Source organism: Kribbella sp. NPDC003505 (genome assembly GCF_040610875.1).
GTDB lineage: Bacteria > Actinomycetota > Actinomycetes > Propionibacteriales > Kribbellaceae > Kribbella.
In genome coordinates this window covers 41,585-66,957 of record NZ_JBEXNA010000006.1, presented here as the reverse complement: position 1 = coordinate 66,957, position 25,373 = coordinate 41,585, and the positions used below count along the sequence as shown (strand labels likewise).

At 70.1% G+C, this 25,373-nt stretch carries 26 protein-coding genes; 15 read left to right on the top strand and 11 right to left on the bottom strand.

Annotated elements, in window-relative coordinates; all coding sequences use genetic code 11:
• The first annotated feature begins 1 nt into the window (after position 1).
• Positions 2-1,327, top strand: a complete 1,326-nt coding sequence (locus tag ABZX12_RS21545; protein ID WP_355695593.1) for a cytochrome P450 — start codon at positions 2-4, stop codon at positions 1,325-1,327.
• 10 nt (positions 1,328-1,337) lie between these two features.
• Here ABZX12_RS21545 and ABZX12_RS21540 read toward each other — a convergent pair whose 3' ends face one another.
• Positions 1,338-1,841: a DUF5709 domain-containing protein gene (locus tag ABZX12_RS21540; protein WP_355695591.1), complete on the bottom strand. Its 504-nt coding sequence runs from the start codon at positions 1,839-1,841 to the stop codon at positions 1,338-1,340.
• 68 nt (positions 1,842-1,909) lie between these two features.
• Here ABZX12_RS21540 and ABZX12_RS21535 point away from each other — a divergent pair, with 68 nt between their 5' ends.
• The gene (locus tag ABZX12_RS21535) at positions 1,910-3,064 is read left to right on the top strand and encodes an FUSC family protein (protein WP_355695590.1); all 1,155 of its coding nucleotides are present in this window, start codon (positions 1,910-1,912) and stop codon (positions 3,062-3,064) included.
• Between the two features lie 472 nt (positions 3,065-3,536).
• Here the strand turns inward: ABZX12_RS21535 and ABZX12_RS21530 are convergent, their stop codons facing one another.
• The 4 genes from ABZX12_RS21530 to ABZX12_RS21515 form a co-directional block, all read right to left on the bottom strand.
• Entirely contained in the window at positions 3,537-3,947 is a 411-nt protein-coding gene (locus ABZX12_RS21530) for a type II toxin-antitoxin system VapC family toxin (protein ID WP_355695588.1), read from the bottom strand.
• Positions 3,947-4,216, bottom strand: coding sequence for a hypothetical protein (locus ABZX12_RS21525; protein WP_355695587.1), 270 nt, complete (start codon positions 4,214-4,216; stop codon positions 3,947-3,949). Before ABZX12_RS21525 ends, ABZX12_RS21530 begins: the two co-directional genes overlap by 1 nt.
• Before the next feature lie 131 nt (positions 4,217-4,347).
• Positions 4,348-4,791, bottom strand: a complete 444-nt coding sequence (locus tag ABZX12_RS21520; protein WP_355695586.1) for an OsmC family protein — start codon at positions 4,789-4,791, stop codon at positions 4,348-4,350.
• A 7-nt stretch (positions 4,792-4,798) separates the two neighbouring features.
• Positions 4,799-5,953 carry a phosphatidylinositol-specific phospholipase C1-like protein gene (locus tag ABZX12_RS21515; RefSeq protein WP_355695585.1) on the bottom strand — a complete coding sequence of 385 codons (1,155 nt, stop codon included), beginning with the start codon at positions 5,951-5,953 and terminating at the stop codon, positions 4,799-4,801.
• An 87-nt stretch (positions 5,954-6,040) separates the two neighbouring features.
• Between ABZX12_RS21515 and ABZX12_RS21510 the strand changes: the two genes are divergently transcribed.
• Entirely contained in the window at positions 6,041-6,658 is a 618-nt protein-coding gene (locus ABZX12_RS21510) for a TetR/AcrR family transcriptional regulator (RefSeq protein WP_355695583.1), read from the top strand.
• 31 nt (positions 6,659-6,689) lie between these two features.
• On the opposite strand, the gene ABZX12_RS21505 is transcribed toward ABZX12_RS21510, so the two are convergent.
• Both ABZX12_RS21505 and ABZX12_RS21500 read right to left on the bottom strand, forming a co-directional pair.
• Positions 6,690-7,082, bottom strand: a complete 393-nt coding sequence (locus ABZX12_RS21505; RefSeq protein WP_355695581.1) for a DUF3592 domain-containing protein — start codon at positions 7,080-7,082, stop codon at positions 6,690-6,692.
• Between the two features lie 192 nt (positions 7,083-7,274).
• Positions 7,275-9,134: a DUF5107 domain-containing protein gene (locus ABZX12_RS21500; protein ID WP_355695580.1), complete on the bottom strand. Its 1,860-nt coding sequence runs from the start codon at positions 9,132-9,134 to the stop codon at positions 7,275-7,277.
• Positions 9,135-9,170: 36 nt separating this feature from the next.
• Between ABZX12_RS21500 and ABZX12_RS21495 the strand changes: the two genes are divergently transcribed.
• The 3 genes from ABZX12_RS21495 (at position 9,171) to ABZX12_RS21485 (ending at position 12,068) form a co-directional block, all read left to right on the top strand.
• Complete coding sequence (locus tag ABZX12_RS21495; protein ID WP_355695578.1) at positions 9,171-10,826, top strand: FAD-binding dehydrogenase; 1,656 nt, start codon at positions 9,171-9,173, stop codon at positions 10,824-10,826.
• Positions 10,827-10,901: 75 nt separating this feature from the next.
• Positions 10,902-11,549 (top strand): tannase/feruloyl esterase family alpha/beta hydrolase, encoded by a 648-nt coding sequence (locus ABZX12_RS21490; protein WP_355695576.1) that lies wholly within the window; start codon positions 10,902-10,904, stop codon positions 11,547-11,549.
• 9 nt (positions 11,550-11,558) lie between these two features.
• Positions 11,559-12,068: a hypothetical protein gene (locus ABZX12_RS21485; protein ID WP_355695574.1), complete on the top strand. Its 510-nt coding sequence runs from the start codon at positions 11,559-11,561 to the stop codon at positions 12,066-12,068.
• On the opposite strand, the gene ABZX12_RS21480 is transcribed toward ABZX12_RS21485, so the two are convergent.
• Both ABZX12_RS21480 and ABZX12_RS21475 read right to left on the bottom strand, forming a co-directional pair.
• The gene (locus ABZX12_RS21480) at positions 12,052-12,933 is read right to left on the bottom strand and encodes an RIO1 family regulatory kinase/ATPase (protein ID WP_355695572.1); all 882 of its coding nucleotides are present in this window, start codon (positions 12,931-12,933) and stop codon (positions 12,052-12,054) included. The two genes, ABZX12_RS21485 and ABZX12_RS21480, sit on opposite strands and share 17 nt — an antisense overlap.
• Before the next feature lie 150 nt (positions 12,934-13,083).
• Positions 13,084-13,797 (bottom strand): NIPSNAP family protein, encoded by a 714-nt coding sequence (locus ABZX12_RS21475; protein WP_355695570.1) that lies wholly within the window; start codon positions 13,795-13,797, stop codon positions 13,084-13,086.
• Positions 13,798-13,966: 169 nt separating this feature from the next.
• Here ABZX12_RS21475 and ABZX12_RS21470 point away from each other — a divergent pair, with 169 nt between their 5' ends.
• The 4 genes from ABZX12_RS21470 to ABZX12_RS21455 are packed head-to-tail and all read left to right on the top strand — an operon-like array spanning position 13,967 to position 17,350.
• Entirely contained in the window at positions 13,967-14,761 is a 795-nt protein-coding gene (locus tag ABZX12_RS21470; RefSeq protein WP_355695568.1) for a sigma-70 family RNA polymerase sigma factor, read from the top strand.
• A gap of 18 nt (positions 14,762-14,779) precedes the next feature.
• On the top strand, positions 14,780-15,643 hold the full coding sequence (locus tag ABZX12_RS21465) for a hypothetical protein (protein ID WP_355695566.1): 864 nt from the start codon (positions 14,780-14,782) through the stop codon (positions 15,641-15,643).
• Positions 15,644-15,679: 36 nt separating this feature from the next.
• Entirely contained in the window at positions 15,680-16,600 is a 921-nt protein-coding gene (locus tag ABZX12_RS21460) for a Ku protein (protein WP_355695565.1), read from the top strand.
• Between the two features lie 24 nt (positions 16,601-16,624).
• Positions 16,625-17,350 carry a sulfite exporter TauE/SafE family protein gene (locus ABZX12_RS21455; RefSeq protein WP_355695563.1) on the top strand — a complete coding sequence of 242 codons (726 nt, stop codon included), beginning with the start codon at positions 16,625-16,627 and terminating at the stop codon, positions 17,348-17,350.
• Here ABZX12_RS21455 and ABZX12_RS21450 read toward each other — a convergent pair.
• Positions 17,319-17,981: a hypothetical protein gene (locus tag ABZX12_RS21450; protein WP_355695561.1), complete on the bottom strand. Its 663-nt coding sequence runs from the start codon at positions 17,979-17,981 to the stop codon at positions 17,319-17,321. The genes ABZX12_RS21455 and ABZX12_RS21450 overlap by 32 nt on opposite strands.
• A gap of 164 nt (positions 17,982-18,145) precedes the next feature.
• On the opposite strand from ABZX12_RS21450, the gene ABZX12_RS21445 reads away from it, so the two are divergent.
• Positions 18,146-20,236, top strand: a complete 2,091-nt coding sequence (locus ABZX12_RS21445; protein ID WP_355695560.1) for a thiamine pyrophosphate-dependent enzyme — start codon at positions 18,146-18,148, stop codon at positions 20,234-20,236.
• Here ABZX12_RS21445 and ABZX12_RS21440 read toward each other — a convergent pair.
• Positions 20,229-20,705 (bottom strand): DUF1992 domain-containing protein, encoded by a 477-nt coding sequence (locus tag ABZX12_RS21440; RefSeq protein WP_355695558.1) that lies wholly within the window; start codon positions 20,703-20,705, stop codon positions 20,229-20,231. The two genes, ABZX12_RS21445 and ABZX12_RS21440, sit on opposite strands and share 8 nt — an antisense overlap.
• An 87-nt stretch (positions 20,706-20,792) precedes the next feature.
• On the opposite strand from ABZX12_RS21440, the gene ABZX12_RS21435 reads away from it, so the two are divergent.
• Genes ABZX12_RS21435 through ABZX12_RS21420 form a run of 4 tightly spaced genes read left to right on the top strand, consistent with a single transcriptional unit; the run spans position 20,793 to position 25,128 of the window.
• Complete coding sequence (locus ABZX12_RS21435; RefSeq protein ID WP_355695556.1) at positions 20,793-21,374, top strand: hypothetical protein; 582 nt, start codon at positions 20,793-20,795, stop codon at positions 21,372-21,374.
• Between the two features lie 33 nt (positions 21,375-21,407).
• Positions 21,408-22,949 (top strand): aldehyde dehydrogenase family protein, encoded by a 1,542-nt coding sequence (locus ABZX12_RS21430; protein ID WP_355695554.1) that lies wholly within the window; start codon positions 21,408-21,410, stop codon positions 22,947-22,949.
• Positions 22,946-24,118: an FAD-binding oxidoreductase gene (locus tag ABZX12_RS21425; RefSeq protein ID WP_355695552.1), complete on the top strand. Its 1,173-nt coding sequence runs from the start codon at positions 22,946-22,948 to the stop codon at positions 24,116-24,118. Before ABZX12_RS21430 ends, ABZX12_RS21425 begins: the two co-directional genes overlap by 4 nt.
• Positions 24,118-25,128 carry an ornithine cyclodeaminase family protein gene (locus ABZX12_RS21420; RefSeq protein WP_355695550.1) on the top strand — a complete coding sequence of 337 codons (1,011 nt, stop codon included), beginning with the start codon at positions 24,118-24,120 and terminating at the stop codon, positions 25,126-25,128. The genes ABZX12_RS21425 and ABZX12_RS21420 overlap by 1 nt, the downstream gene beginning before the upstream one ends.
• Positions 25,129-25,373: the final 245 nt, after the last annotated feature.

The following is a 25,373-nucleotide window of genomic DNA, read 5'->3' as shown; positions in this document are numbered from 1 at the left end:
CATGGCTCCGACACCCTTGCTCGGTTCCCGTACGCTCGACCGTCAGACCGCCCGCACGCTGCCGCCCGGCCCGAGGCTGCCGACGCTCGCCCAGACCGCGCTGTTCGCGAGTCACCGCCGCACGTTCTTCCCCCGGATGCGGGAGAAGTACGGCGATGTGTTCACGATCCGTCTGGTGCCGTCGAGCCGCGTCTGCGTCGTGCTGAGCCGCCCGGAGCACATCCGGGAGGTTTTCGGCAGCCCGCCGTCGGTGATGCACGCCGGTGAGGGCAACACCGTGCTCGAACCGATCATGGGCTCACACTCCCTGCTGCTGCTCGACGACGAGGACCACGTGCGGATGCGGAAGCAGTTGATGCCGGCGTTCTCCGGCGCCGCGCTGCGCGGGTACGCCGCGATGGTGCTCGAGCTGGCCCGCGCCGAGGTGGCGAAATGGCCGGTCGGTGAGCCGTTCAAGGTGCACCACCGGATGCGGAACCTGACGCTGGAGATCATCCTGCAGGTGATCTTCGGCGTCACCGACCACGACCGGCTGAACACGCTGCGCCCGCTGCTGGACAAGATCGTGTCGGTGTCGCCGGTGATCATGCTCGGCGGCTTCTACCCGCAACTGCTCCGCGTCCGGCCGTGGAAGACGTACCTGGACACCCAGCGGCAGGTCGACGAGATCCTGTACGACGAGATCGCCGCGCGCCGCGAGACGTTCGCCGGCCGCACCGACGTCCTCTCGCGGTTGCTTGCTGCCGGCAACTGGTCGGACGTGGAGCTGCGCGACCAGCTGGTGACGTTGCTGCTGGCCGGGCACGAGACGACGGCGACCGCGCTGGCCTGGACGTTCCACGAGTTGGCCCGGCGGCCGGCCGAGCTGGCGTTCGGGCAGCGCGCCGCGGACATCGGGGCCGACGACGAACTAGAGGCGATCGTCAAGGAGGCGATGCGGCTGCACCCGGTCGTCTACCAGGTCGGCCGGCGGCTGACCGAGACCGCGGACATCGCCGGCTACCGGCTGCCGCGCGGAACGACGATCATGGCCGCGATCGGCCTGGTGCACCGCGACGGCGAGCACTTCCCGATGCCGCAGGACTTCCGCCCGCAACGCTTCCTGTCCGACGATCCGCCCGCGCCCGGCACCTGGATCCCGTTCGGCGGCGGGGCCCGGCGCTGCATCGGCGCCGGCTTCTCGCTGATGGAAGGCACCGAGATCCTCCGCGCCGCCCTGGCCGCGTACGACTTCCACGCGCCGCACCCCAGGCCGGAGCCACCACAGGCCAAGAACGTCACGCTGGTCCCGCGCCACGGCGCGGAGGTCTCGGTCACACGCCGCTGACCCGCGGCGGTCAGTCCTCCAGGTCGCCGACGTCGCCGAGGTCGACGTCGCGGTAGTTCTCCAGGTCCTGCTCGTCGTCGTCCTCGAGCTCGAAGTCGTCCTCGTCGTCGACGACGTGCACGGCCGCCTCCTCCGCGCCGGCGGCGGCGCCGTCGATGCCGACGTCCTCGGCGTACAGCTCGCTGTCGTCGTCACTGTGCGCGCCCTCGTCGGAGGCGACCAGGCGGCCCGAGCGTTCCGTGCCGACCTGCGGCCCGCCGACGTCCTCGCCGTCCTCGGCGTACGGGTCGACGTCCGGGACCTCCTGGGCGATCCGCTGGTCCAGGGACTCGCCCTGCAGCGCCTCGTCCGCGGTCGTCCCGAAGCCTTCGCCCGCGGACCACTTCTCCGGCGGCGAGTAGCCCTCGTCGAGCAGATCCTCCACGCCCCGGTCGTCGAGCGTGTCCTCCGCCTGCAGCTGGTCCTCGTCGTCGACGGAGTAGCTGCCGTAGTCCTCACGGTTGTTCTCGGTCATGGGGCAACACTGACCCCGACAGCACGGGTGAATCAAGCTGGGCGCTCACATCCCGCAGAATGGGGCGCGTGGATCCGGTCAGGCTGACGTTGGACCAGTTGCGGGAGCTGCGCGACGACATCGCGCCACAGGCCGCGCGGCGGTCCCGCGCGTCGATCGACCGCCGGATCGAACGCTGGCGCAGCCGGGTGTTCTTCATCGCCCAGTGCGCGCTCGCGGCCGGCGTCGCGTGGACCCTCGCGCGCTATGTCATGGGTCACAAGCAGCCGTTCTTCGCGCCGGTCGCCGCGATGGTCTGCCTCGGTTTCAGCTTCGGTCAGCGGCTGCGCCGGGTCGCCGAGGTGATGGTCGGGGTGGCGGTCGGCGTCGGCGTCGGCGACCTGTTCGTCAAGGTCTTCGGGACCGGCATCCTGCAACTGGTGTTCGTGATCGCGCTCGCGATGAGCATCGCCGTCCTGCTCGGCGCCGGCAACCTGATGACCACCCAGGCGGGCGTCCAGGCCGCGATCGTCACCACGTTGCTGCCCAACCCCGGCGCCGGCTTCAGCCGCTGGCAGGACGCGGCGCTCGGCGGGCTGGTCGCGCTCGCCGCGGCCACGATCGCGCCCGCGGCGGCGATCCGGCGCCCACGGCAACAGGCGTCCGCGGTGCTGAACGAGCTGGCAGAGATTCTGGTCGAGACCGCCGACGGTCTGCGGACCCGCGACGAGGAGGCGGTCACCGACGCGCTCCGCCGGGCGCGGGCCAGCGAGTCCCGGCTCGACGACCTGCGCAGCGCCGCCGACGAAGGGGTCGCGGTCGTGCGGCTGTCCCCGTTCCGCCGCCGGCACCGCGGGCGGGTCCAGGAGATCGCCGATCTCGTCGTACCGCTGGACCGCGCGATCCGGAACACCCGGGTGCTGGTCCGCCGGTGCGCGGTTTCGGTGTGGCGGGACGAGGCCATGCCCGCGGAGTACCCGATGCTGCTCGACCGCCTAGCCGACGGCGCCCGCCTGATCGGCGAGTCACTGTTCGAACCGGCCGCCGACGTGGCCGCGCACCGCGTCCTGGGCGAGCTGGGCCGGCGGACGGCGGACCTGCCGCTGCCGGCCGGACTGTCCGCGGTCGTGGTCCTCGGTCAGCTCCGCTCGACGATCATCGACCTGCTCGAGCTGAGCGGCACGTCGTACGACGAGGCCCGCAAGCTCGTCCCGCTGCGCCCGGACGGGCTCGACGAGAAGTAGTGACTCAGGTCACAGACCGGATCGCCGTCATACCTTCGCGACCGCAGCGTCTCACCGGCATGACGATCCACCGACTGATGACCACGATGGCCACCGAGCAGGTCCGTGAGCTCGAGGACCTGCTGGCCCGGACCACCGACGACCGGACCGACGCCGCCGCCGAGCAGTAAGGCGCCAGCCGGACGAACGGATCCGGGCGGCGCACCCGGACGGTCTTGCCCACCGAGCCAGACCGCACGGAAGTCGCACACAAACGCAGAGGCGCCCCAGTGCGAAGCGCCCCCCGGATCCGTTACCGGTGCACCGCCACAGAGGTGCACCCACCACCCGCCGACCGTCCTGACGCCGTTTGCGCGAGGCTCAGGCCGGTCGGCGGGTGTTTTATTTGCCAAACAGAAGTAGCTGAGTGAAGAAGGAAGATGCTCGTCACCCGGTGCGAACCGGACAACCCAGCGGCGTGCAGCGACAACTGTCAGTCGCGCCCCGGCGACGCGACCGCGAGCGCGTTCCGGCGGCAGGCGTCGGTCAGGCGGTCGTCGTACGTGACCACCAGGTCGGCGTCGATCAGCACCGCGGTCGCGAGATGCAGTGCGTCGAGACTGCGCAGGTTCAACGGCTCGATCCGCCGGGCGACGCTGACGACCTCACCCGTCATCGGGCGCTCGTCGATGCCGGACATCGCCCCCTCGATGAGGTCGCCGGCATCGGCAGGCTTTCTGACTCGGGCCAGGACGACGCGAGAGACCTCGACCCAGGCTAGTGAGGACGACGCCAGTACGTCGCCCTGCTCGTACCGGCTGTCCAGGAACTCCACCAGGTCGTCGGATTCGTCCTCGGCGACGACTCGCTTGATCAGCGCGCTGCTGTCGAAGTAGATCCGCATCAGAAGCGGTCGTCGCGGTCGAGCAGGTCGAGGCTGGTGGCGCCCTTCGGCAGCCGCAGGCGTGGTGTCACCTTGCGGTACGGCACTCTGGCCGGCTGGACGGCATGCTCGGCCCGGGCACGCTCGCGCTCACCAGCCGGGTCCGCCGTATCGATCAGGTGCAGCCGCCGGCCGAGCGCGTCCCGGACGATCTCTTGCTGCGACAGGCCAGTCCGTGCCGACTCCGCCTGAAGCGCGGTCGTCACGTCAGGTGGGAGTCGCAGGTTCATGGCCATGGACGATGGTACCACGCATGACACCATGCGTGGTACCGCTCAGCTGAGCGACCCGACCGCCGAGTGACGCCGGCCCACCGAAGCCGCCAAGCACCCAACCAGTACTTCTATTCTTCTTTGATCCGTCAGCCGGCAACTGTGATCTCGGTGGTGACCGAGTTCGCGATGAAGCACTCGCGGTGCGCCAACTCGTGGATCCGCTCGATCGTCGCGGCGTCCGGCTCGGGGCCGTTCCAGACGATCGTCGGGTGCAGGGTCACCTGCGTGATCGCCAGCCGGCCGGTGGCTCCGACCGCCATCACGCCGACCGCGTGATCGTCGTACGAATCGACGACCAGTCGCTTCCGGGCCGCGATCGCCAGGAACGTGAGCATGTGGCAGGACGAGAGCGCAGCCACGAACGCCTCCTCGGGGTCGACCGGGCCCGGGTTCCCCAGGTACTTCGGGTTCGCCGAGCCCGGCACCGTGACACCGCCGTCGAAGCGCCACTCGTGGTCGCGGTCGTAGGTGTCGTAGGTGAACTCGTGCCCACCACGGCTCCAGCTGACATCGACCACGTGCTCCGACATGCTCAGGTCACCTTCCCGCGACGTCTCCGTGGCACCAGGTCGGCGCCGTCACCGGATTGCATCGTACGGCGGTGTGCCCGGGCAGTTTGGCGACGAAGTCGCTGTCGTACCGTGCGGCCATCCCGGCGACCGGCCAGTCGGTCGTCACCGCTTGCGCGCCGCTGGCCAGGGCGATCCCGAGCCGGCTGTAGTCCTTGTCCCGGATCGTCGCCATCGGCTCGTCGGACCGGGTCCGGATCAGGTAGCCCTTCGCGACCAGCCGCTGGATCTCGGCCTGGTTCGCGCCCCGCGGGTCGTTCACCTGCGTGATCGCCGCGTCCGGCTCACCCTCGGGACCGCGGGTGAAGACCGCCCGGCCCTCGAGGTTCTCGTGACCGGTCCGGTAGAGGTCGCGGATCGCGCCCGGGCCGCCGTTGTCGAAGTAGAACAGCACCTGGCCGCGGACGTCGTCGAGCTTCGGCCAGCCCTTGGTCAGCACCGACTGCTCCAGGGTCAGGCCGGGCTTGCGGACGTCGTCCGGCGTCAGCAGGTCCTGCTCGGAGAACACCGACCGGATCTCGCGGTCGACGCCTTCCAGGGTGGCCGCGTCCCACGGCGGGGACTGCACGCCGCCGGCGGCGACCACCTTCGGGTCGGACTGCTTCAGCTCGAGGTTGATCGTGATCGGCACGTGGTTCGGGTGCTGGTCCGACCACGCCTTCACCTGCTGCAGGCACAGCACGAAGGTGTCGCAGGTGGTGTTGTAGTCGAAGTCCGGGATGTGCATGACCTTGATGCCCGGCTGCGCCATCGCCGGGTCGGTGAGCGGCCCCTGCCCGGTCAGCTTCCGGATCAGCGGATACGTGTACAGACCGCCGTCCGGGTCCGGCAGCAGGTCGAGCTCGAGCGTGCGGACGTTCTGGTCCTCGAGCTGCTGGGTGATCGGCGCGTGCGAGTACCAGAGGTCGACCGATCCCGGGTTCTGCGCCTGCTGCACCTTCTGCTCGGCCGGGCTGAGCTCACGGTGGTACGAGTTGTGCGAGCCGATCATCTGCACCTGGTTGAAGCGCAGACCGCCGCCGTTCCCGCTCGAGTGATCCCGGCTGAGCGCCGTACCGGCGACCCCGGACGCGGCCAATGCGACGGACGCGAGGCCCGCAACAGCTGTCTTGTTGATGCGCATACGAGTTACCCCTCCTCATGACCAACTGTCGGCAATCTGTCACAAAGAGGTGGCAACGTTGTCCCCCCGAGCGTGGACAATGAATGAATGGTGACTTCGGGGGCCTATCCGCTGCGCCGGACGCCGACCCAGGACCGGGCCAGCCGGCAGGTCGAGCGGATCCTGGATGCGGCGTGTGCCGAGGTGGTCGAGCGCGGGTACGACGCGGCGTCGACGAGCGGGATCGCGAAGCGGGCCGAGATCGCGGTCGGCAGCGTGTACCGGTACTTCCCGGACAAGCGCAGCCTGATCCAGGCGATCGAGCGGCGGAACCAGGCGCGCTACACCGACGCGGTCCGGGAGCGGCTGGCGGACGTGACGAGCTGGCGCGCGGCGGTCGACGTCACGCTGCAGACGTTCCGGGAGATGCACCGGACCGACCCGGGGTTCAAGGCGGTCGTGCTGAGCGGGCTCGGCGACCCGGAGCTGGAGGCGAAGCCGGGCGAGTTCGACGACCAGCACGCCGGCGAGTTCGCGGAACTGCTGGCGGCCCGGTTCGGCGCCCGCGATTCGCGGGACTTCCGCCTGGCGGTGACGCTGAGCATCACGATGGGCGAGGCGCTCGCTCACCTGGCGGACCGGTTGTCCGCGGACGAGGCGGAGCACGTCCTGGATCAGGGCCGGCCGGTGCTGTACGACCTGCTCGCCCCCCACCTTCCTGCTTGAGCCGGAGAGGCAGGCTCAAGCAGGTGTTCCGTCAGGCCGCGGACGGCAGGCCCAGGGCCGGCCAGTGGCTGACCCGGCCCGCCAGGCGCGCCCGGCGCGGGTTCCGGACGTCGTACGCGACGATCACCCGGTCACCCTTGGCGTAAGTAATCCTGCTCCCGACCGGGAACTTGCGAGCGACCTCGTACGGCCCCTCACCCCGGCGGGTGTAGTACTCGACGATGACCTCGGTGTAGACCGCCGGGGCACCGCTCTGCAGTTGGCCGCGGACCGGGCCACGCACCCGGATCACTCGTCCCGCGGTCTTCTCTTCCGTGCCGGTGGGGATCTGGGCCGGCCGGAGACCGGCCAGAACTTCGGTCACGATGAAGGCCGCGACCACCAGCACCAGGCCGAACCCACCGAGTACAACGATCGTCAACATGGCACTCACCCCCGACGCGCCGCCCGCGAGCGACGCGGTCGTTGTCGAAACTGCCTTGCGCGGCCCTTGCCGCACACCGGTGGGACGCCACCGGACTCCACTTGGTTCCAGGTAAGTACAAAACTTTTTCTACAGGACCATAGTAGAGTCCGGTGGAGTGGTGTTGCTAGAGGTAGAGTTGACCTGAAGTTGTCAGTTTCCGCCCATGCCGAACTGGTACTGCGGCGGTACTGGCCGGTGCGTGCCGAGTGCCTCCTCGGCGGCCAGCCAGTAGTCGGTCAGCGGGTTCGCCCCTTCCCGGACCGTGGCCAACTGGATCCCGGCAGCCAGCAGGTCGTGTGCCGTCGCCGGGTCACCGGTCTCCAGCGCATGCCGGACCCGCAGCAGCTGGATACGCGGGTCGTCGGGCGCCTGCGCCAGCATCCGCTCCGCGCGCGATACGTCGGTGTCGAGCGCGGCCGCGACCGCCTCCACGACAAGTGGCACCAGGTCGGGCCGGAAGGCGACAGCGCGCTCGTAGTACCCCAGCTCCCCGGTGACGAGACCCAGGTTGCGCAGCGCCCACACGTTCTCCCCTGACTGCCGCCACGCCTCAACCGCACCGTCGACGTCACCGTCGTAGTGCCGCGCCACGCCCCGGTGGTACCAGACGAGCCAGTTGTCCTCGGCCGCTTCCAGCAGGTCCCGCCACGCCACCAGAGTTCCGTCCGGTACGTCGTCGTCCACGGCAGGCAACTGCCCGTCGAGCAGAGGCAGCCAGGCCTGCTCGCGCGACGTCAATGTGTCCTCGCTGAACGGCGTACCGTCCGACACCGTCCAGCCGGTCCGCCGCAGCTCCAGCGCGCCCCACCCGGACCCGACGGCAAGCCGTTCCGCCGGCGCGGCGTCAACAACCCCCAACCACGCCTGCTCGCGAGCCGGCAGCTCGTCGAGCAACGGCCGCAACGCCTCGGCACCCGCCGCCCGAGCTGTCTTCCAGTCCTGGGAGTGCGCACGTCCGGCGTCCATCGACAGCCGTCCGTACGCCTCCAACCAGTGCCAGGAAGTCTGACCAGGCAGTCTCAGATGCTCCATCTGGGTCCGCGCGAGCCCTGCCTGGATCTCGGCGTACCCATCCCCTTCCAGCCCCGGCGACAACCACTCCTGCCACCGGCGCCCGCCGTCTCCTTGCCCCCACACGAAGAGTTTCCGGCCACGCAACCGCCCGGTCGACGCCTGCACGAGCCCGTCACCGGCCCCGTCGACGGACGCGATCCACGACCGCTGCCCGGCCAGCGGCTCGAAGAAGTAGTCGATGGCCCGCGGATGCCGCATCGGATAGGTCAGGTCCGTCGTCACGTCGACGAGGTCGAGGCGGCTGCCGTAGCCGAACTGCCAGGCCTGGTCGGCCGGCACCAGTACACGGTGGTCCGGGGACTGCGGGACCGCGATGTTCGACCACCAGTACGCCGGGACGTCGGCGTCGGACGGGTTCTGCAGCCGGACCCCGACGTACAGGAACTCCGAGTCCTCCGGCAGCCAGAAGTCGAGCTGGGTGACCAGGTTCCGAGTGCGTTCGAGCTCCCACAGCCGCAGAACCGGCGTACCGTCCGGACCTTCGACGCGGGCGGCGTGCATCGGCGCGCAGGTGCCGGTCCAGTGGCCGGTGCTGCCGACGTTCCACTCGACGCCGCCCGCGAACCAGGCGTTGCGCAGGGCGAGGTTCGCGGGCTGGAAGACCGGGTTGCGGTAGAGCAGCTCCTGCCCGCGGTGGACGAGCGAGTAGAGCCGGCCGCCGAGGCTCGGCAGGATCGTCGCGCGCACGTGGTCGTTCTCCAGCACCAGCGCCGGGAGCGCCGTCTCGACCAGAGTGCGGTCGTACCCGTCCTGGTTCAGGCAAGGCAGCGGGCTGTGCAGGCGCCCGTACTCCACGTTCGCCCGCAGGTCCGCGGGAAGCTCGGCGATGTTCTCGACGTGGTGCGGCTCGCGCTGGGTGCGGAGCGGCGCCAGCGGGTTCTCCGAACCGAGCGAAGCTGCGGGAAGTACGACGTTTTGAACAGAAAAGATCGTCACTGCCACATCTTCCCAAGTGCGCTATACATGGTCGACATGGACGCTGATGTGATCGTCGTCGGGGCGGGACTGGCCGGCCTGGCCGCGACCGCCGAGCTGGCCGACGCGGGCCGGAAGGTACTGCTGCTCGACCAGGAACCCGAGGCGTCGCTCGGCGGACAGGCGTTCTGGTCGTTCGGCGGGCTGCTGTTCGTGAACTCCCCGGAGCAGCGCCGGATGGGGATCAAGGACTCCCGCGACCTCGCGCTGCAGGACTGGCTCGGCTCGGCCGGTTTCGACCGGTTGGACGACGAGGACAAGTGGGCCCGGCAGTGGGCCGAGGCGTACGTCGATTGGGCGGCCGGCGAGAAGCGTCCGTGGCTGCACGCGCAGGGCGTGCGGTTCTTCCCGGTCGTGGGCTGGGCCGAGCGCGGCGGGTACAACGCCGACGGCCACGGGAACTCGGTGCCGCGGTTCCACATCACGTGGGGCACCGGGCCGGGGCTGGTCGCGCCGTTCGAGCGCCGCGTCCGGGAGGCACACGCGTCGGGGCTGGTCGAGTTCCGGTTCCGGCACCGGGTGGACGAGCTGACGATGACCGGCGGCGTCGTCGACGGTGTCGCGGGCAAGGTGCTGGAGCCCAGCGACGTAGCCCGCGGGATGCCGAGCTCGCGCGTCGAGGCCGGCGACTTCCAGCTGACCGCGCAGGCCGTGATCGTCACGTCCGGCGGGATCGGCGGCAACCACGACCTGGTCCGCGAGCAGTGGCCGCAGCGGATGGGGCAGCCGCCGAAGCGGATGATCAGCGGCGTACCGGCGCATGTGGACGGCCGGATGCTGGCGATCACCGAGCAGGCCGGCGGCCGGTACGTGAACCGGGACCGGATGTGGCACTACACCGAAGGCATCCAGAACTGGGACCCGATCTGGCCGATGCACGGCATCCGGATCCTCCCCGGGCCGTCGTCGCTGTGGTTCGACGCGACCGGGAAGCGGCTGCCGGTGCCGCTGTTCCCGGGATTCGACACGCTGGGCACGCTCGAGCACATCATGCGGACCGGGTACGACTACACGTGGTTCGTGCTGACCCAGAAGATCATCGAGAAGGAGTTCGCGCTCTCCGGCCAGGAGCAGAACCCGGACCTCACCGGCAAGGACATCCGCGGCGTGCTCGGCCGGGCCCGCGGCGGCCCGACCGCGCCGGTGCAGGCGTTCATGGACAAGGGCGCGGACTTCGTTGTCCGCGGCAACCTTCCGGACCTGGTCCGGGGGATGAACGACCTGACCGGCGAGGGGCTGATCGACCTCGACGACCTCGAGCGGCAGATCCTCGCGCGGGACCGGGAGCTGACCAACACGTTCACCAAGGACCTGCAGGTGACCGCGCTGCGCGGCGCCCGCAACTACCGCGGCGACAAGCTGATCCGGGTCGCCTCGCCACACCGGATCCTCGACCCCAAGGCCGGTCCGCTGATCGCCGTCAGGCTCAACATCCTGACCCGCAAGTCGCTGGGCGGCCTGCAGACGGACCTGGAGTCCCGCGTCCTGCGGGCCGACGGCAGTCCGCTCCCCGGTGTCTACGCGGCCGGCGAGGTCGCGGGCTTCGGCGGCGGCGGTGTCCACGGCTACCGCTCGCTCGAGGGCACCTTCGTCGGCGGCTGCCTCTTCACCGGCCGTACGGCGGGACGCGCGGCCGCCAAGGCAGTGTCCTGACGGACCACCGCGGACACCGTGGTTGTGTGCCGCGACCCGATGTCCGGGCGGAAGGACGGCTTCTAGCGTGACGCCATGCGCCGCCTTCTCGCCTTGTCCTCCGCCGTCCTGTTGCTGGCCGGGATGACCGTGCCCGCCAGCGCCCATCGACAGCTCCACGTCCCAGGTGCCGAGTATCAGGAACTCGCGCACCTGGACGACCTCACCACCGCCGGGACGGTCGCGTCCGGCCATACGAATCCCGTCGACTACGCGGGCCTCACCCACTCCGGGTTGCCGCAGCAGTCCGGCGTACCAGGGGTGCAGATCGACGGGTACTTCCCGGACACCTCGCACACGAACACCAACCACGGCTGGAACCACGACGCGCAGTTCGTGATCCGGCTGCCGCAACGGTGGAACGGCGGGCTGGTCGTCTCCGGCTCACCCGGCGTGCGCGCGCAGTACGCCAACGACAAGTCGATCTCGGACTACGTGCTGTCGCTGGGCTACGCGTACGCCGCGACCGACAAGGGCAACACCGGCGCCGCGTTCTCCACCGACGGCGTCCGCCCCGGCGACGCGATCGTCGAATGGAACGTCCGTACGACGCAACTCGCCCGTGCCGCACGCGCCACCGTCGCGCAGCACTACGGCCGCCCGGCGCGCGAGGTGATCGCGGCGGGCATCTCGAACGGCGGCTACCTGGTCCGCTGGCAACTCGAGAACCACCCCGAGCTCTAAACCCGCGGCGTGGACCTGGAAGGCACGCTGTGGACGGTCGACGGACCGAACCTGTTCACGTACTTGCCGCAGGCAATCACAGGCTACGAGCAGCACGACGCCGCCAAGATCGTGGCAGCCGGATTCAACCCGAAGTCCGGCTTCCTCTGGGACTACCACTACACGGTCTACTGGAAGCTGACCCAACGCATCTACGCGGCGGAGCTGGATCCCACCTACACCAGCGCCGAGGCGGACTACGACTACGCGCAGCGCCCCGAAGCTCACAAGGCCATCGCGCGGATCGCTCTGACCGGAAACATCCGCCGGCCGCTGACCACGATCCACGGCACGTACGACAGCCTGCTCCCGATCACCCAGGATTCCGACGTGTACGCCGAGCTGGCGAAGCACACCGGTCTGCACACGTACCAGCGGGTCGAGGCAGGCAACCACGTCGACGGTCTCGTCGACACCTATCCCGACCAGCTGGTACCGCTCGTCCCGTACCTGCAGCGGGCGATCAGAACACCATCGTGAGGAGATCGGCGAACAGTTCCTGTTCGTCGATCTCCAGGCCGCGGTTCGTGAACCAGGTGGCCATGTTGTGGCAGTCGCGCAGCAGGAAGTCCATACCCTTGGGATTGCCGACGATGTCGATCACCTGCGGGAGATCGATCATCACGATCCGGTCGTGCTGCGCGAGCACGTTGTACGGCGAGAGGTCGCCGTGCGCCAGGCCCGCGCGGGCCAGTTCGCGCATCCCGTCACGGAGCTGCTCGAAGTACAGGTCGAGCAGCTCCTTCGACGGCCGGACCTGGGCGAGCCGCGGCGCGGCGCCGCCCTCGCCGTCGTCGATGAACTCCATCAGCAACTCGGTGCCGTCGACCTGGACCGGGTACGGCACCGGGACGCCGGCCTTCCACAGCCGGTTGAGCGCGTCCCATTCGGCGTACGCCCACTGCCCGGCCGCGACGGACCGGCCGTGCGAGGTCTTCTTCGCCATCGCCCGGGTGTCGCGGCTGTTGCGGGTCCGGCGCCCCTCGACGTACGCCGTGCTGCGGTGGAAGGACCGGTGCTCCTCGGTGCGGTACCGCTTCGCGGCCAGCAGCGAGGACTTCGCCGGGTTGTCGCCGATGGCTTCGACGGCCCGTTCGAGCAGGAAGACGTCGGCTTCCTTACCGGTTTTGAGGACGCCGAGCTCGGTATCGATCGCGGCCTGTTCCGTCACCACCCAGTCCGGGCGGGGATCAGGCCCGCGAGAGCCGCGCTCGACGTCCAGCCAGGTGGACCACCGCTGATCCGGGCCCAGCTCCTCGTCCACCGCGTGGAACTTGAAGACGAAGGCATCGGCCGGGTCGGGGTCTGAGTAGTTATCGGTGAGTTCGTACTCGGGAAAAGACAACGGAGTTGCTCCTGAACCGTGAAGTGGGACTGATGCGGACATGCCGCAGCACAGTGATGGCCATCCGTCAGCCCTCCTTAGGTCCAGGCAGCGCGCGTCGCCGCTCGGGTCAAACCAGGATGGCGGGCGCTCCCGCCGCCCGCAACGTATTTACCGGAACTGCGATCCCGCGGTCGGCCGCAGCCGCAACTCCTGGACCGGCTTCGCCGAGCGGCAGACCAGCTCGGGCTGCACCTGCTGCCGCCACACGCGCGACGCGGCGAGCCGGCGCCGGTGGTCGTCGTACGCCGCATCGTCCGCGAACCGCGCGAACCAGGTGAGCACTACCTCGTCCCGCAACGGCAGCTGCGGGAAGTTGTTCTCGGCAACCAGGCTCTCGAACACCGCGACCGGCTCGGCGCCGGTCGCGGTGAGCACCGGGGCGACGTGGTCGGTGAAGAACTCGACGAACTCGTCGTCCTCGCCGGCGCGGTGGTAGACGGCCCCGGCGATCACCGAACCTGCCGCCTCGCCCGTCCTGGGCGTGTCCAGGGCCGGGTAGCCGGCGCCGAGCCGCACGGGCCGCAGCAGCAGGGCGTTGTCGGAGTCGATCATCGTCGCGTTGGCCGTCGCCGCGTGCGCGCGCCAGTCCGGCCCGAAGTAGAACGCGTTCAGCGCGTCCGCGCGGGCCGGCAGGTCCCGGAAACCGCGGATCCAGACGAACCGGTCGGGGTCGTCCAGATCGCGGAACTGACCGACGATGTGCATCCCGGTCCGCTCCTGGCCGTCGACCAGGTGGGTGTCGAAGACGTCGATCAGATCGTCCCGCTTTCCGGGGTGCAGGGTGTACTGGCGCAGGTCGACCACGGCGCAACACTCGTTCATGAGTGTGAGCAAACCATTGAAACCTGACAGTTACTGTCAGGCGACAAGCGTTTCAAACACCCGTAACAGGCGGGCACTTGAAAGCTCCGGCCGAGTTTGATCTGGTGGAGACAGGTGGTTCAGCCCCCAAGCCACCCGACCTGCACGACGACACGACGAGGTATCTCCCGTGACGATCGCAGCTGCCGAAGTCTCCAAGCAGAGAATTGCCGATGCCACCCACGAGCTGCTGCTCGAGGCCGACACTGTTCCCGATCCCCGCCACCAGGAGTGCCTCGACGAGGTCATCCTGCTGAACGCGCCGGTGGCCAGATCGATCGCCTCGCGCTATCGCAGCAAGGGCGTCGACGCCGACGATCTCGAACAGGTCGCGTACCTCGGCCTGGTGAAGGCCGCGAACGGGTACCGGCTGGACGCGTCGACGGCCTTCCTGTCGTACGCCGTGCCGACGATCCGCGGCGAGCTGAAGCGGTACTTCCGGGACTGCGCCTGGACCATCCGGCCGCCGCGCCGGGTGCAGGAGATGCAGGGCAGCATCGCCGCGGCGGAGCCCGAACTGATCCAGCGGCTCGGTCATGTGCCGACCGACCAGGAGACCGCCGAGGCGCTCGGCACGCACCCGTCCGAGGTCGCCGAGGCCACCTCGGTCCGGGGCTGTTTCAGCACGCTCTCGCTGGACGCGCCCGGGACGACGGACGGCGGGACGAGCCTGATGGAGACGGTCGCCGACGCCGAGGACGGCTATGACCTGGTCGAGAACGTGCACACCCTCTCGCCGGCGGTCGCGAACCTCGGCGACCGGGACAAGCGGATCCTCCAGCTCCGGTTCTGCAACGGCTTCACCCAGGAGGAGATCGGCAACGAGCTCGGCGTCAGCCAGATGCAGGTCTCCCGGCTGCTGCGCGGCATTCTGGAGACGCTGCGCACCGAACTGGCCGTGCAGCCGCCTCCGGCGGCCGGCTGATTCGGGTACCGTCGCCTGGTGGACTTCGAGGAGGCGGCGGATGCGGTGTACGCGGCGCCGGCGGCCGACTTCATTGCTACTCGCAACGAGCTGGCCAAGCAACTGAAGGCCGACGGCGACGCGCTCGCGTCGACCCGGCTGAAGGCGCTGCGCAAGCCGACGGTCGCGGCCTGGATCGCGAACCTGGTCGCCCGCAGGCTGCCCGACGAGCTGGACGACCTGCTCGCGCTCGGCGACGAGTTCCGGGAGGCGACGGCCGACCTGGACGGCGAGCGGCTGCGGGAGCTGACGCCGAAGCGCCACCAACTCCTGGACAAGCTGTCCAAGGAGGCCGCCCGGCTCGCGGGCGAGGAGGGCCAGAAGGTCAGCGCGGACGTCGGCCAGAAGCTCCGCGAGACCCTCGACGCGGCGCTGGTCGATCCGGCCGCGGGTGACGCCGTCCGCGAAGGACGACTGAGCAGCGCGCTGCGGCACGTCGGTTTCGGCGTCGTCGACGAGAGCGGCGAACCGTCCAACGTCACCCCACTCACCGACGAGCGTCGCAAGGCGGCCCGGGACCGGCGGAAAGCACAACAGGCCGAGACCGACGAGAAGGCAACGGCCGAGCAGAAGCGTGCGGCCGCTCAGCGCGAGCAGGACGAGCGGGAGGCCGCCGAGAAGGCCAAGGCGAAGCAGGCCTTCGAGGACGCCGTCGCCGCGGCGCAGCAGGCCGAGGCCGAGGTCGAGGATCTGGACACCCAGCTCGACAACGCCCGCGAGGCGCTCGCCGAGGCCCAGGCCCTGGTACACCGCTTGGGCGGTGAGCTCGACGAGGCACGTCGTACCGCCCGGGAGGCGCAGAAGGAGAGCCGCGAGGCCCGGAAGCGCTACAACCGGCTCTGACCTGGGTACCGGCCGGGGCGGCGAGAGGAGCCGACCATGGCGCGGGCGATCTGGAGCGGGTACATCAACTTCGGGCTGGTCTCGGTACCGGTCGGCCTGTACAGCGCGACCCAGGAACACGAGATCGACTTCCACCAGTTCCAGAAGGGGACGTCGGACCGGATCCGGTACAAGCGGGTGAACGAGCGCACCGGCCGCGAGGTCCCGTACGACAAGATCGTGAAGGGTCACGACGTCGGCGGCGGCGAGTACGTGATCGTCGAGCCGGACGAGCTGGACGACATCGCGCCGGGCAAGTCCCGGTCGCTGGAGATCGACACGTTCGTCGACCTCGACGAGATCGACCCGATGCACTTCCAGAAGAGCTACTACCTCGGCCCGACCGACTCCGAGAACGCCTCGTCGTACGCGCTGCTGCGGGACGCGCTGGCGAAGACGAACCGGGCGGGGATCGCGAAGTTCGTGATGCGCGGCAAGGAGTACCTGGCGACGATCCGGGCCGACGACAAGGTGCTCGTGCTGGAGACGATGTTCTTCGCCGACGAGATCCGCGACCCGGACGAGGAGCTCGGCACGCTGCCGCGGAAGTCCGGGGCCGGCAAGCAGTTGTCGATGGCGGTCGACCTGATCGAGGCGATGAGCGGCGAGTGGAAGCCGGCCGCGTACGAGGACACCTACACCGAGCGGGTCAAGGAGCTGGTGAAGTCCAAGCACCAGGGCAAGGAGATCGTGTACTCCGAGGAGGAGCCGCAGGCGACGAACCCGACCGACCTGGTCGCCGCCCTCCGCGCCAGCGTCGAGGAGGCTCGCAAGTCCCGCGGCGCCCGCAAGAAGACCGGTCCGGCGAAGAAGACCACCGCGAAGAAGACCCCTGCGAAGAAGACCACCGCGACAAAGACTGCGGCCAAGAAGAGCACGGCCAAGAAGTCGGCCCAGGGCAGGAAGAAGGCGGCCTGACAGCCGGGGTTAGAGTCGGCGGGCGTGACTGGGCTTCTGCTGGGTGGCGTCGTACTGCTGGGAGCGTCGGTCCAGTGGATGACCGGGATGGGGTTCGCGCTGGTGGCGGTCCCGGCGCTGGTCCTGGTTCTCGGCCCGCACGACGGGGTGTCGCTGGCCAACTGCGGTGCCGGGCTGATCTGCCTGGCGGGACTGGCTGAGGGCTGGCGACAGGTCCGGCTGCGTTCGATGGTGCCGCTGATCGTCGCGGCGGCCTGCACGGTCCCGCTCGGCGCCTGGTTCGCCCGCCGCCTGCCCGAGCCCGTCCTGCTCGTCACCATGGGCGCGCTGGTGACGATCGCCGTACTCCTGCTGCTCCGCGGTTTCCGCCTGCGCGCACTGACCGGTCTCGGCGGCGCGGTCGGCGCCGGCGCGGTCGGCGGTTTCATGAACGCGTCGGCCGGCCTCGGCGGACCGCCGATGTCGCTGTACGCCGTCAACGCGGGCTGGACGATCCGCGAATTCGTCCCGAACGCGCTCTGCTACGGCGCCGTCGTCAACGTGTTCTCGGTCGCGACGAGCGGACTCCCCGACCTCGACGCGGGTCGTTGGGCCACCGCCGGCGCCGGGCTGGTGGCCGGAGCGGTCGTCGGGCGCACGCTCGCCGGGCGGGTGTCCGAGCCGCGGGCGCGGCTGCTCGTGCTCATGCTGGCGCTGATCGGCGGCGCGACGACTCTCCTCAAAGGGGTGTGGGGCCTTCTCCCGGCGTAGGGAGCAGGTAGCGGCTCGGGTTCGCCGGGGCGCCGGCGTCCAGCCAGCGGTGGAAACCGTCGGGGTTGCGGCGCTCGAACTCGTCGAGGCAGATTCGGCGTACCTCGGCGACGGCCTGGCGATCGCGCAGCCCGGCGCCCTGCGTGAGCTGCGTCGCGGTCTCGGACCAGACCCCGCAGAGCTCCTCGATGCTGAGCGGGCAGTGCAGCGAGGCAATCAGCCGCTCGTCCTCCGCGAGCTGCGCCTCGGACAGACGCTTCAGCTTGCGCTGCCGGCGCGAGGGTCGCGGGCCGCGGTCAGGGACGGCGAGATCGATCAGCACGAACACCGCGGCGAGGATCAGCGCCGCCGTCACCCCGAGGGCGCCCCACGCCAGCAGCCGGACCATGCCCGGCAGGCACAACACCGCGGCCGCCGCCGTCGCGGCGACCAGGACCGCCGAACCGTACGGCGCGTCGTCGCTCACGTGCCGGACCACCGCGGCCAGCGGCCAGACGAGCACGAACACCACGACCAGGAGGAGCGACGCCGCGAGCGGACCGAGCAGCAGGACACCAGCCAGCGCGCCGGCTGTCCCGATCCCGAGACCGGCCGCGAATCCGGCCCGCCGGACGACGCCGGGAAGGTGCATCACCACAGCTCACTCACCGTCACCACACCCCACAGAGTCCCCCTCGCTCCCACAACGAACAAGGCCTTCGTACGGTTCCCCGGCCGGCGCCGCGGCAACCAGGTGACCTGTTCAACCCGTGGTCGGAGCTGTGCTCGGCCGGGCGATCCCGGATCATGGATGAAATGAGGACCTTCGCCGACCGCGTCCGCGGCCTCGCCCCGGCCCCGTGGGAGCACGACGCGGAGCTGCTCCGCGGCCTGTTCGACGCTCAGCTCGGCAGCCGGCACGCGGACCTCGCGGCCCGCTGGATGCAGTCCCAGGGCACCGGCTTCTACACGATCGGATCCGCCGGGCACGAGGGCAACGCCGCGGTCGCCGCCGCGCTGCAGCCGACCGACCCGGCCCTGCTGCACTACCGGTCCGGCGCCTTCTACCTGACCCGCGCCGCCCAGTGCGGCTCGAAGGAGGGCCTGCGCGACATCCTGCTCGGCGTCGCCGCGGCGACCAGCGAGCCGATCGCGGGCGGCCGGCACAAGGTGTTCGGGCGGCACGAGCTGTCGATCATCCCGCAGACCTCGACGATCGCCTCGCACCTGCCGCGCGCGATGGGCGTCGCGTTCTCGATGAACCGGTCGGCCAAGCTCGGCGTACCGTCCCCGTGGCCGGCCGACGCGATCGTGGTGACCAGTTTCGGCGACGCGTCCGCGAACCATTCGACCGCGACCGGCGCGATCAACGCGGCGCTGCACGCGTCGTACCAGGGGCTGCCGATGCCGTTGCTGCTGGTCTGCGAGGACAACGGCATCGGGATCAGCGTGCGCACCCCGGACGGCTGGATCCGGCAGGCGTACGGCTCCCGCCCCGGTCTGCGGTACTTCGACGCGGACGGCACCGACCTCGACGCGGCGCTGTCGATGGCTCGTGAAGCGGCGACCTTTGTACGGCGGAACCGCCGACCCGCGTTCCTGCGGCTGCGCACGGTCCGCCTGCTCGGCCACGCGGGTTCCGACGTCGAGACCGCCTACCGATCGCCCGCGGAGCTGGCCGCCGACGAGGAGCTCGACCCGCTGCTCGGTACGGCGCGCTACCTGCTCGGAGCCGGCTGGACCGCCGACGAGATCATCGAGCTGTACGAGGAGAAGCAGGCCGAGACGCTCCGGATCGCGGCCGAGGTCGCGGGCCTCCCGCAGCTCACCTCGCCAGAGGCCGTCGCCGCGCCGTTGCGCTTCCCCGAGCCGGCCGCCGTGGCCGACGCGTTGCCGCGTCCGGTCACGACCCCGGAGCCGCTGACGCTCAGCCAGTCCATCAACCGCGCGCTGAGCGACGTGCTGGCGTCGTACCCGGAGGCGATGGTCTTCGGCGAGGACGTCGGCCGCAAGGGCGGCGTGTACGGCGTGACGCGCGGACTGCAGAAGGTCTTCGGGCCGGCCCGCGTGTTCGACACGCTGCTCGACGAGCAGTCGATCCTCGGCCTCGCACTCGGCGCCGGCGTCTCGGGTCTGTTGCCGATCCCCGAGATCCAGTACCTCGCCTATCTGCACAACGCCGAGGACCAGTTGCGCGGCGAGGCGGCGTCGCTGAAGTTCTTCTCGCAGGAGCAGTACGCGAACCCGATGGTGCTGCGGATCGCCGGCTACGGCTACCAGAAGGGCTTCGGCGGCCACTTCCACAACGACGATGCGATCGGCGTCCTGCGGGACATCCCGGGCGTCGTGATCGCGTCCCCGTCCCGGCCGGACGACGCGGCGTCGATGCTGCACGCGTGTGCGGCGGCGGCCCGCTCGTCAGGCACCGTCAGCGTGTACCTCGAGCCGATCGCCCTCTACCACCGGCGCGACCTGTACGCCGACGGCGACGAGCAGTGGCTGGCGCCCTACGGTGCCGAACCCGTGGAGATCGGGCGCGGCCGGACGTACGGCGACGGCACCTGGCTGACCATCGTCACGTTCGGCAACGGCGTCCCGATGAGTCTGCGGGTGGCGGCGCGGGTGCCGGGGATCCGGGTGCTCGACCTGCGCTGGCTGGCGCCGCTGCCGGTCGAGGATCTGTTGCGCGAGGCAAACGTCACCGGGCGGGTGCTGGTCGCCGACGAGACCCGCCGCTCCGGCGGGGTGTCCGAGGGCGTGCTGGCCACGCTGATCGACCACGGGTACGCCGGGCGGCTGGCCCGGGTGACGAGCTACGACTCCTACGTCCCGCTCGGCGCGGCCGCGCACGAGGTCCTGCTCAGCGAACAGACGATCGAGGACGCCGCCCGCGCACTGCTCAGCTGAACAGGCGCTGCCAGAAGGACTTCTTCCGGGGCGTCGACGCCTCGGCGGGTTGCGGGACCGGTGTGCGGGACGGGCGATCCATCCGCCACTGGGCGACGACGGCGTCCTCGTTCACCGGGCCTGTCGGCACAACCGGTCCGGTGGTGTCGCGGATGGCGAGCCGGATCCGCTTGTTCAGGTCGGCGAGGTACTCGCGGACCTCGGACTCGCGCCGCATCCCGCGGACCTTCTCGTGGACCTGCTGCTTCTCCTTGCGGAGCTGCATCGCGGACGGCAGCAACGCCTCGGTCTCGACGTCCTCGCGGCGGAGGAAGTCCTTGACCCACCAGTCGGGGTCGTGTTCCTCGGCGAGCTTCAGCGGTTTGCCGGCGCCGGGCAGGTCGTCGAACTCGCCCTGGTTCTGGGCCAGCTTGATCTGGGACTCGACCCATTCCTGGTTGCTCATGCCCGGCGGTCTGCGCTTCGTCATGGCCACACCTCGTCTGTCGTGGTCGACAGTTGCTCCGAGACCTCAGCCTACCGGCTTGTGATTGCATTCACAAGGCATACTCGATACGTGCAGCTGACCGACGAAGAGATCGCGGCGATGACGCCGCAGGAGCGGCGGGCCCTGATCCTGCGGCTCGCACCGCGGCCCGCCGGGCTGCCGTCGCGGCGGACGATCGACCGGATCCGCAAATGGCGGACGGTCCTGATGCTGGTCTGCGCGGCCGCCCTGATCCCATGGACCGTGTACCTGGCCATCACCCTGCCCAGCCACTACGTCGCCCGGAACTGGGTCGCGACCTGGGTCGGGTTCGACATCCTGCTGCTGACGATGCTGATGCTGACCGCACTGGCCGGCTGGAAGCGCAAGCAGTTCGTGTTCCCGACCGCGTTCGCGTCCGGCGTGCTGCTGATCTGCGACGCCTGGTTCGACGTGATGACCAGCCAGCGCGGCGGCGACCTCACCCAGGCCCTGCTCAGCGCGTTCCTGGTCGAGCTCCCGCTGGCCGTCGTCCTGATCGCCGGCCCGCTACGCCTGCTGCGGTACGTCGCGATCCGGCACGGCATGATCCACCCCGACTCCCACCTGTGGCGGATGCCGATCCCGATCCCGGACCTCTACCCAGACCAGAAGATGCCGCGGGCGTCATAAGGTGGTGGCCCAGCGTCGGGAGAGGGGTGGCGGATGTCCGAGGTGCTGTCCGTTGTCGGTGGCGAACGCGTGGCGGAAGCGGTACGGCGTACTCCGTCGACCAACCCCGCGCGGCTGAGTGAGGTCGTCGGGACTGTCGGCAGTGCCGGGCCGGAGGTGTTCGTGCGGGCGGCTTCCGCGGCGCGGGCTGCGCAGCCGGGGTGGGCCGGGACGCCGGCACCGCAGCGGGGTCAGGTGATCTCGAACGTGGGCCGGCTGATGACTCTGAACAAGGAGCGGCTGGCCGCGCTCGTCACCCGGGAGATCGGGAAACCGCTGGCCGAGGCGCTCGGCGAGGTGCAGGAGATCATCGACACCTGCGACTTCTTCCTCGGCGAGGGCCGCCGGCTCTACGGGCAGACGGTGCCGTCGGAGATGCCGGACAAGCAGCTGTTCACGTTCCGGCGGCCGGTCGGAACGGTGGCCGTGATCACAGCCGGAAACTTTCCGGTCGCCGTTCCGTCCTGGTACATCGTCCCGGCGCTGCTCTGCGGAAACACCGTGCTGTGGAAACCGGCGGAATATTCCGCGGTCGTTTCCGACGCGTTCTACGAGATCTTCGCGCATTCCGGCGTACCGGCCGGCGTGTTCAACGTCGTCCACGCCGACGGCCCGGACACGTTCTCTGGTCTCGAGCAGGCGTTGCAGGCGGGGCTGATCGACAAGGTCGGGTTCACCGGGTCGAGCGCGGTCGGCGTGCAGATCGGTGAGCTGTGCGGGCGCCACCTGCAGACACCGTGCCTGGAGCTCGGCGGGAAGAACCCGATGGTGATCACCGAGGACGCGGACCTCGACCTGGCCGTCGAGGGCGCGTTGTTCTCCGGTTTCGGCACGGCGGGACAGCGGTGCACGTCCTTGGGTACGGCGATCGTGCACCGGTCCGTGTACGACGAGTTCCTGGATCGCTTCGCCCGGGCGACCGCCGCGGCGGCGATGGGCGATCCGACGCAAGCTGTGCTGTTCGGGCCGTTGCTGGACGAGAAGTTCGCGGCCGGGTTCGAGAAGTCGCTGGGCTGGATCGCGGCGCACCACCGGGTGATCGGCCGGGTCGGCCGGGTGACCGCGGAGAACCCGCGTGCCGGGTTCGTGGGCGATCCCGGCGCCGGATTGTTCTACCACCCGACGATCGTGGCCGGCGTGCGGCCCGACGACGAGCTGTTCCTGAACGAGACGTTCGGCCCGGTGGTCGGCGTCACGCCGTACGGCACGCTCGACGAGGCGATTGCGTTGGGCAACAAGTCCGGGTACGGGCTGTCCAGCTCGATCTACACGACCGACCCGAACAAGGCGTTCCGGTTCGCCCAGGGCATCTCGGCGGGCATGGTGAGCGTCAACAACTCGACGTCCGGCGCCGAGGCGCATCTGCCGTTCGGCGGGAACGGGAAGTCGGGCAACGGGTCGCGGCAGAGCGGCGTGTGGGTGCTCGACCAGTTCACCCGCTGGCAGTCGATGAACTGGGACTACTCGGGCAAGCTCCAGAAGGCCCAGATGGACACCGAGACGGTCGAGGCCGACCTCACCTTCCAGCTGCCGTGACCGCCTCGGGCCTGCCGGAGTCGGCCGAGGTGGTGATCGTCGGCGGCGGCGTGATGGGCACGAGTATCGCGTTCCACCTGGCCGAGGCCGGCGTGCGGAACGTGCTGTTGCTGGAGAAGGACCAGCTCGGCTCGGGCTCCACCTGCAAGGCGGCCGGCGGCGTCCGGGCGAACTTCTCCGACGAGGTGAACATCGCGCTCGGCGCCCGCAGCCTGGAGGCGTTCGCGCGGTTCGGCGACCGCCCCGGTCAGGAGATCGACCTGCATCGGGTCGGCTACCTCTTCCTGCTGGAAACCGCCGAGCAGGTCGAGCATTTCCGCGAGAGCACCGACCTGCAGAACAGGCTGCAGGAAACCGCCGGGCTACCGACGCGCATGGTGTCCGTGGACGAAGCAGTTTCCCTGGCGCCGATCGTCGCTCCGGACGGGCTCGTCGGCGCCTGCTTCTCGCCCACTGCCGGACACTGCACGCCGGAGTCCGTCGTGCTCGGCTACGCCTCGGCCGCCCGGCGACTGGGCGCACGGCTGGTCACCGGCTGCGAAGTCCTGGGAATCGATGCTGTGGGCAACCACATCTCCGTGGTGCGGACGAGCGGCGGCGAGGTCCGGACCGGGACGGTGATCTGCGCCGCGGGCGCCTGGTCGGCGCGGATCGGCGAGATGGTCGGCGTCGGACTGCCGGTGGTCCCGCTGCGGCGGCAGATCGTCGTCACGGAGGCGATCCCGGGCCTGCCGGGCAGCTTGCCGATGACGATCGACTTCGGCACGACGTTCTACTTCCACCGCGAAGGCCCCGGTCTGCTGGTCGGGATGTCCGATCCGGACGAGGAGCCCGGCTTCCACCTGAACCGGACCGACACCTGGATCCCCCGCCTGACCGAGGCGATGACCCGGCGGGCGCCTTCGCTGCTGGACGTCGGGCTGAGCGGTGGCTGGGCAGGCCTGTACGAGGTGACGCCCGATCACAACGCGCTGATCGGCGAGGCCGGCGCCGTCTCCCGATTCCTTTATGCCACAGGCTTTTCCGGTCACGGATTCCTGCAGGGCCCTGCTGTAGGTGAGGTGATCCGGGACCTCTACCTCGGCCGGCAGCCGGTCGTCGACGTCGGCCCGCTGGATGCGCGACGGTTCGAGCGGTCCGGCGCGCGCGCCGAGCGGAACGTCGTCTGATGACGCTGCTGCTCACCCGCTCGGACATCCTGCGCTCGCTCGAGATCCCTGCCGTTCTCGAAGCGTTGCGAGCCGGCTTCCGCGCCACCGCCGACATCGAGCCGCTGCGCATCCGCACGGACCTCCCCGGCCCCGGTACGGCGACCGCTCTGCTGCCGGGGCTGATTCCGGGGATCCCGGCGTACACCGTGAAGGTCAACGCCAAGTTCCCGGAAGCCACGCCGGCGCTGCGCGGTGTCGTCTGCCTCCACGATCTGACGGACGGCTCGCTCCTCGCCCTCCTCGACAGCTCCACCATCACCGCCTGGCGCACCGGCCTGGCAGCCGCTCTCGCCACGGATGTCCTGGCCCCAGCAGGAACGCTCGAGGGCACGGGCGCTGTGGGTCCAGGCGATCGCACGGCAGTACGCGCTGAGCAGCCCGACCAACGCCGTACGCGTGGTGTCGCCGTCGGGGTAGTCGGGGCCGGCGCGCAGGCCGCCATGGTGCTTGCCGGTCTGATCGCCCTCCGGCGGGTCGATCGCCTCGTCGTGCAGGACGTCGCACCAGCGCGGGCGGCAGAATTCCTCGCCGGCCAAGGGATTCCAGGTGTTGTGGTGAATGACCCGAGAGCGGTCGCCGCGGCGGCGGATGTCGTTGTCCTCGCCACCTGGTCGCGCGAGCCGCTGCTCACGGCGGCCGACGCTCGGCCCGGCCTTCACCTCACCACGTTGGGCGCCGACGAGCCCGGCAAGATCGAGCTCGGCGCCGACCTGTTGTCGACCGCACGCGTGGTGGTCGACGACCGCGCACTCGCCGTACAAATGGGTGCCCTGGGCAACGTCGGCCTCGGCGCCGAAGTCGCCGTGACGCTGACTGAAGTGCTGACCGGCGCGGCCGTGGGACGGCAGTCGGCAGCGGAGATCACCGTCTACGCACCGGTGGGCCTCCCCTGGCAGGACCTCGCGATCGCATGGCCTGTATACCAAGCCGCATCCGGCCACGGCCGCACCATCGACTTCCTCAGCTGAGCCTCTCCAAGGCAGGTTCGGGTCCCCACTCGCCCGGCCCAGCGCTCGAGCTGAGCCAGCCATCTGAGGGGTTGACCCCTGAGCTTGCCGGTTGTCCCTGCGGCAGGCGAGCGGTCAACCGGCCAACTGAGGGGTCAACCCCTCAGTCGTCCCCCGATGCCGTGCAGTGGCGGGGTCGCCGCGCCGTCGGCTCGCCGGCTCGTTCTGGTCGCGGTGCGGGTCAGGCGCGGCGCGACAGGACACAC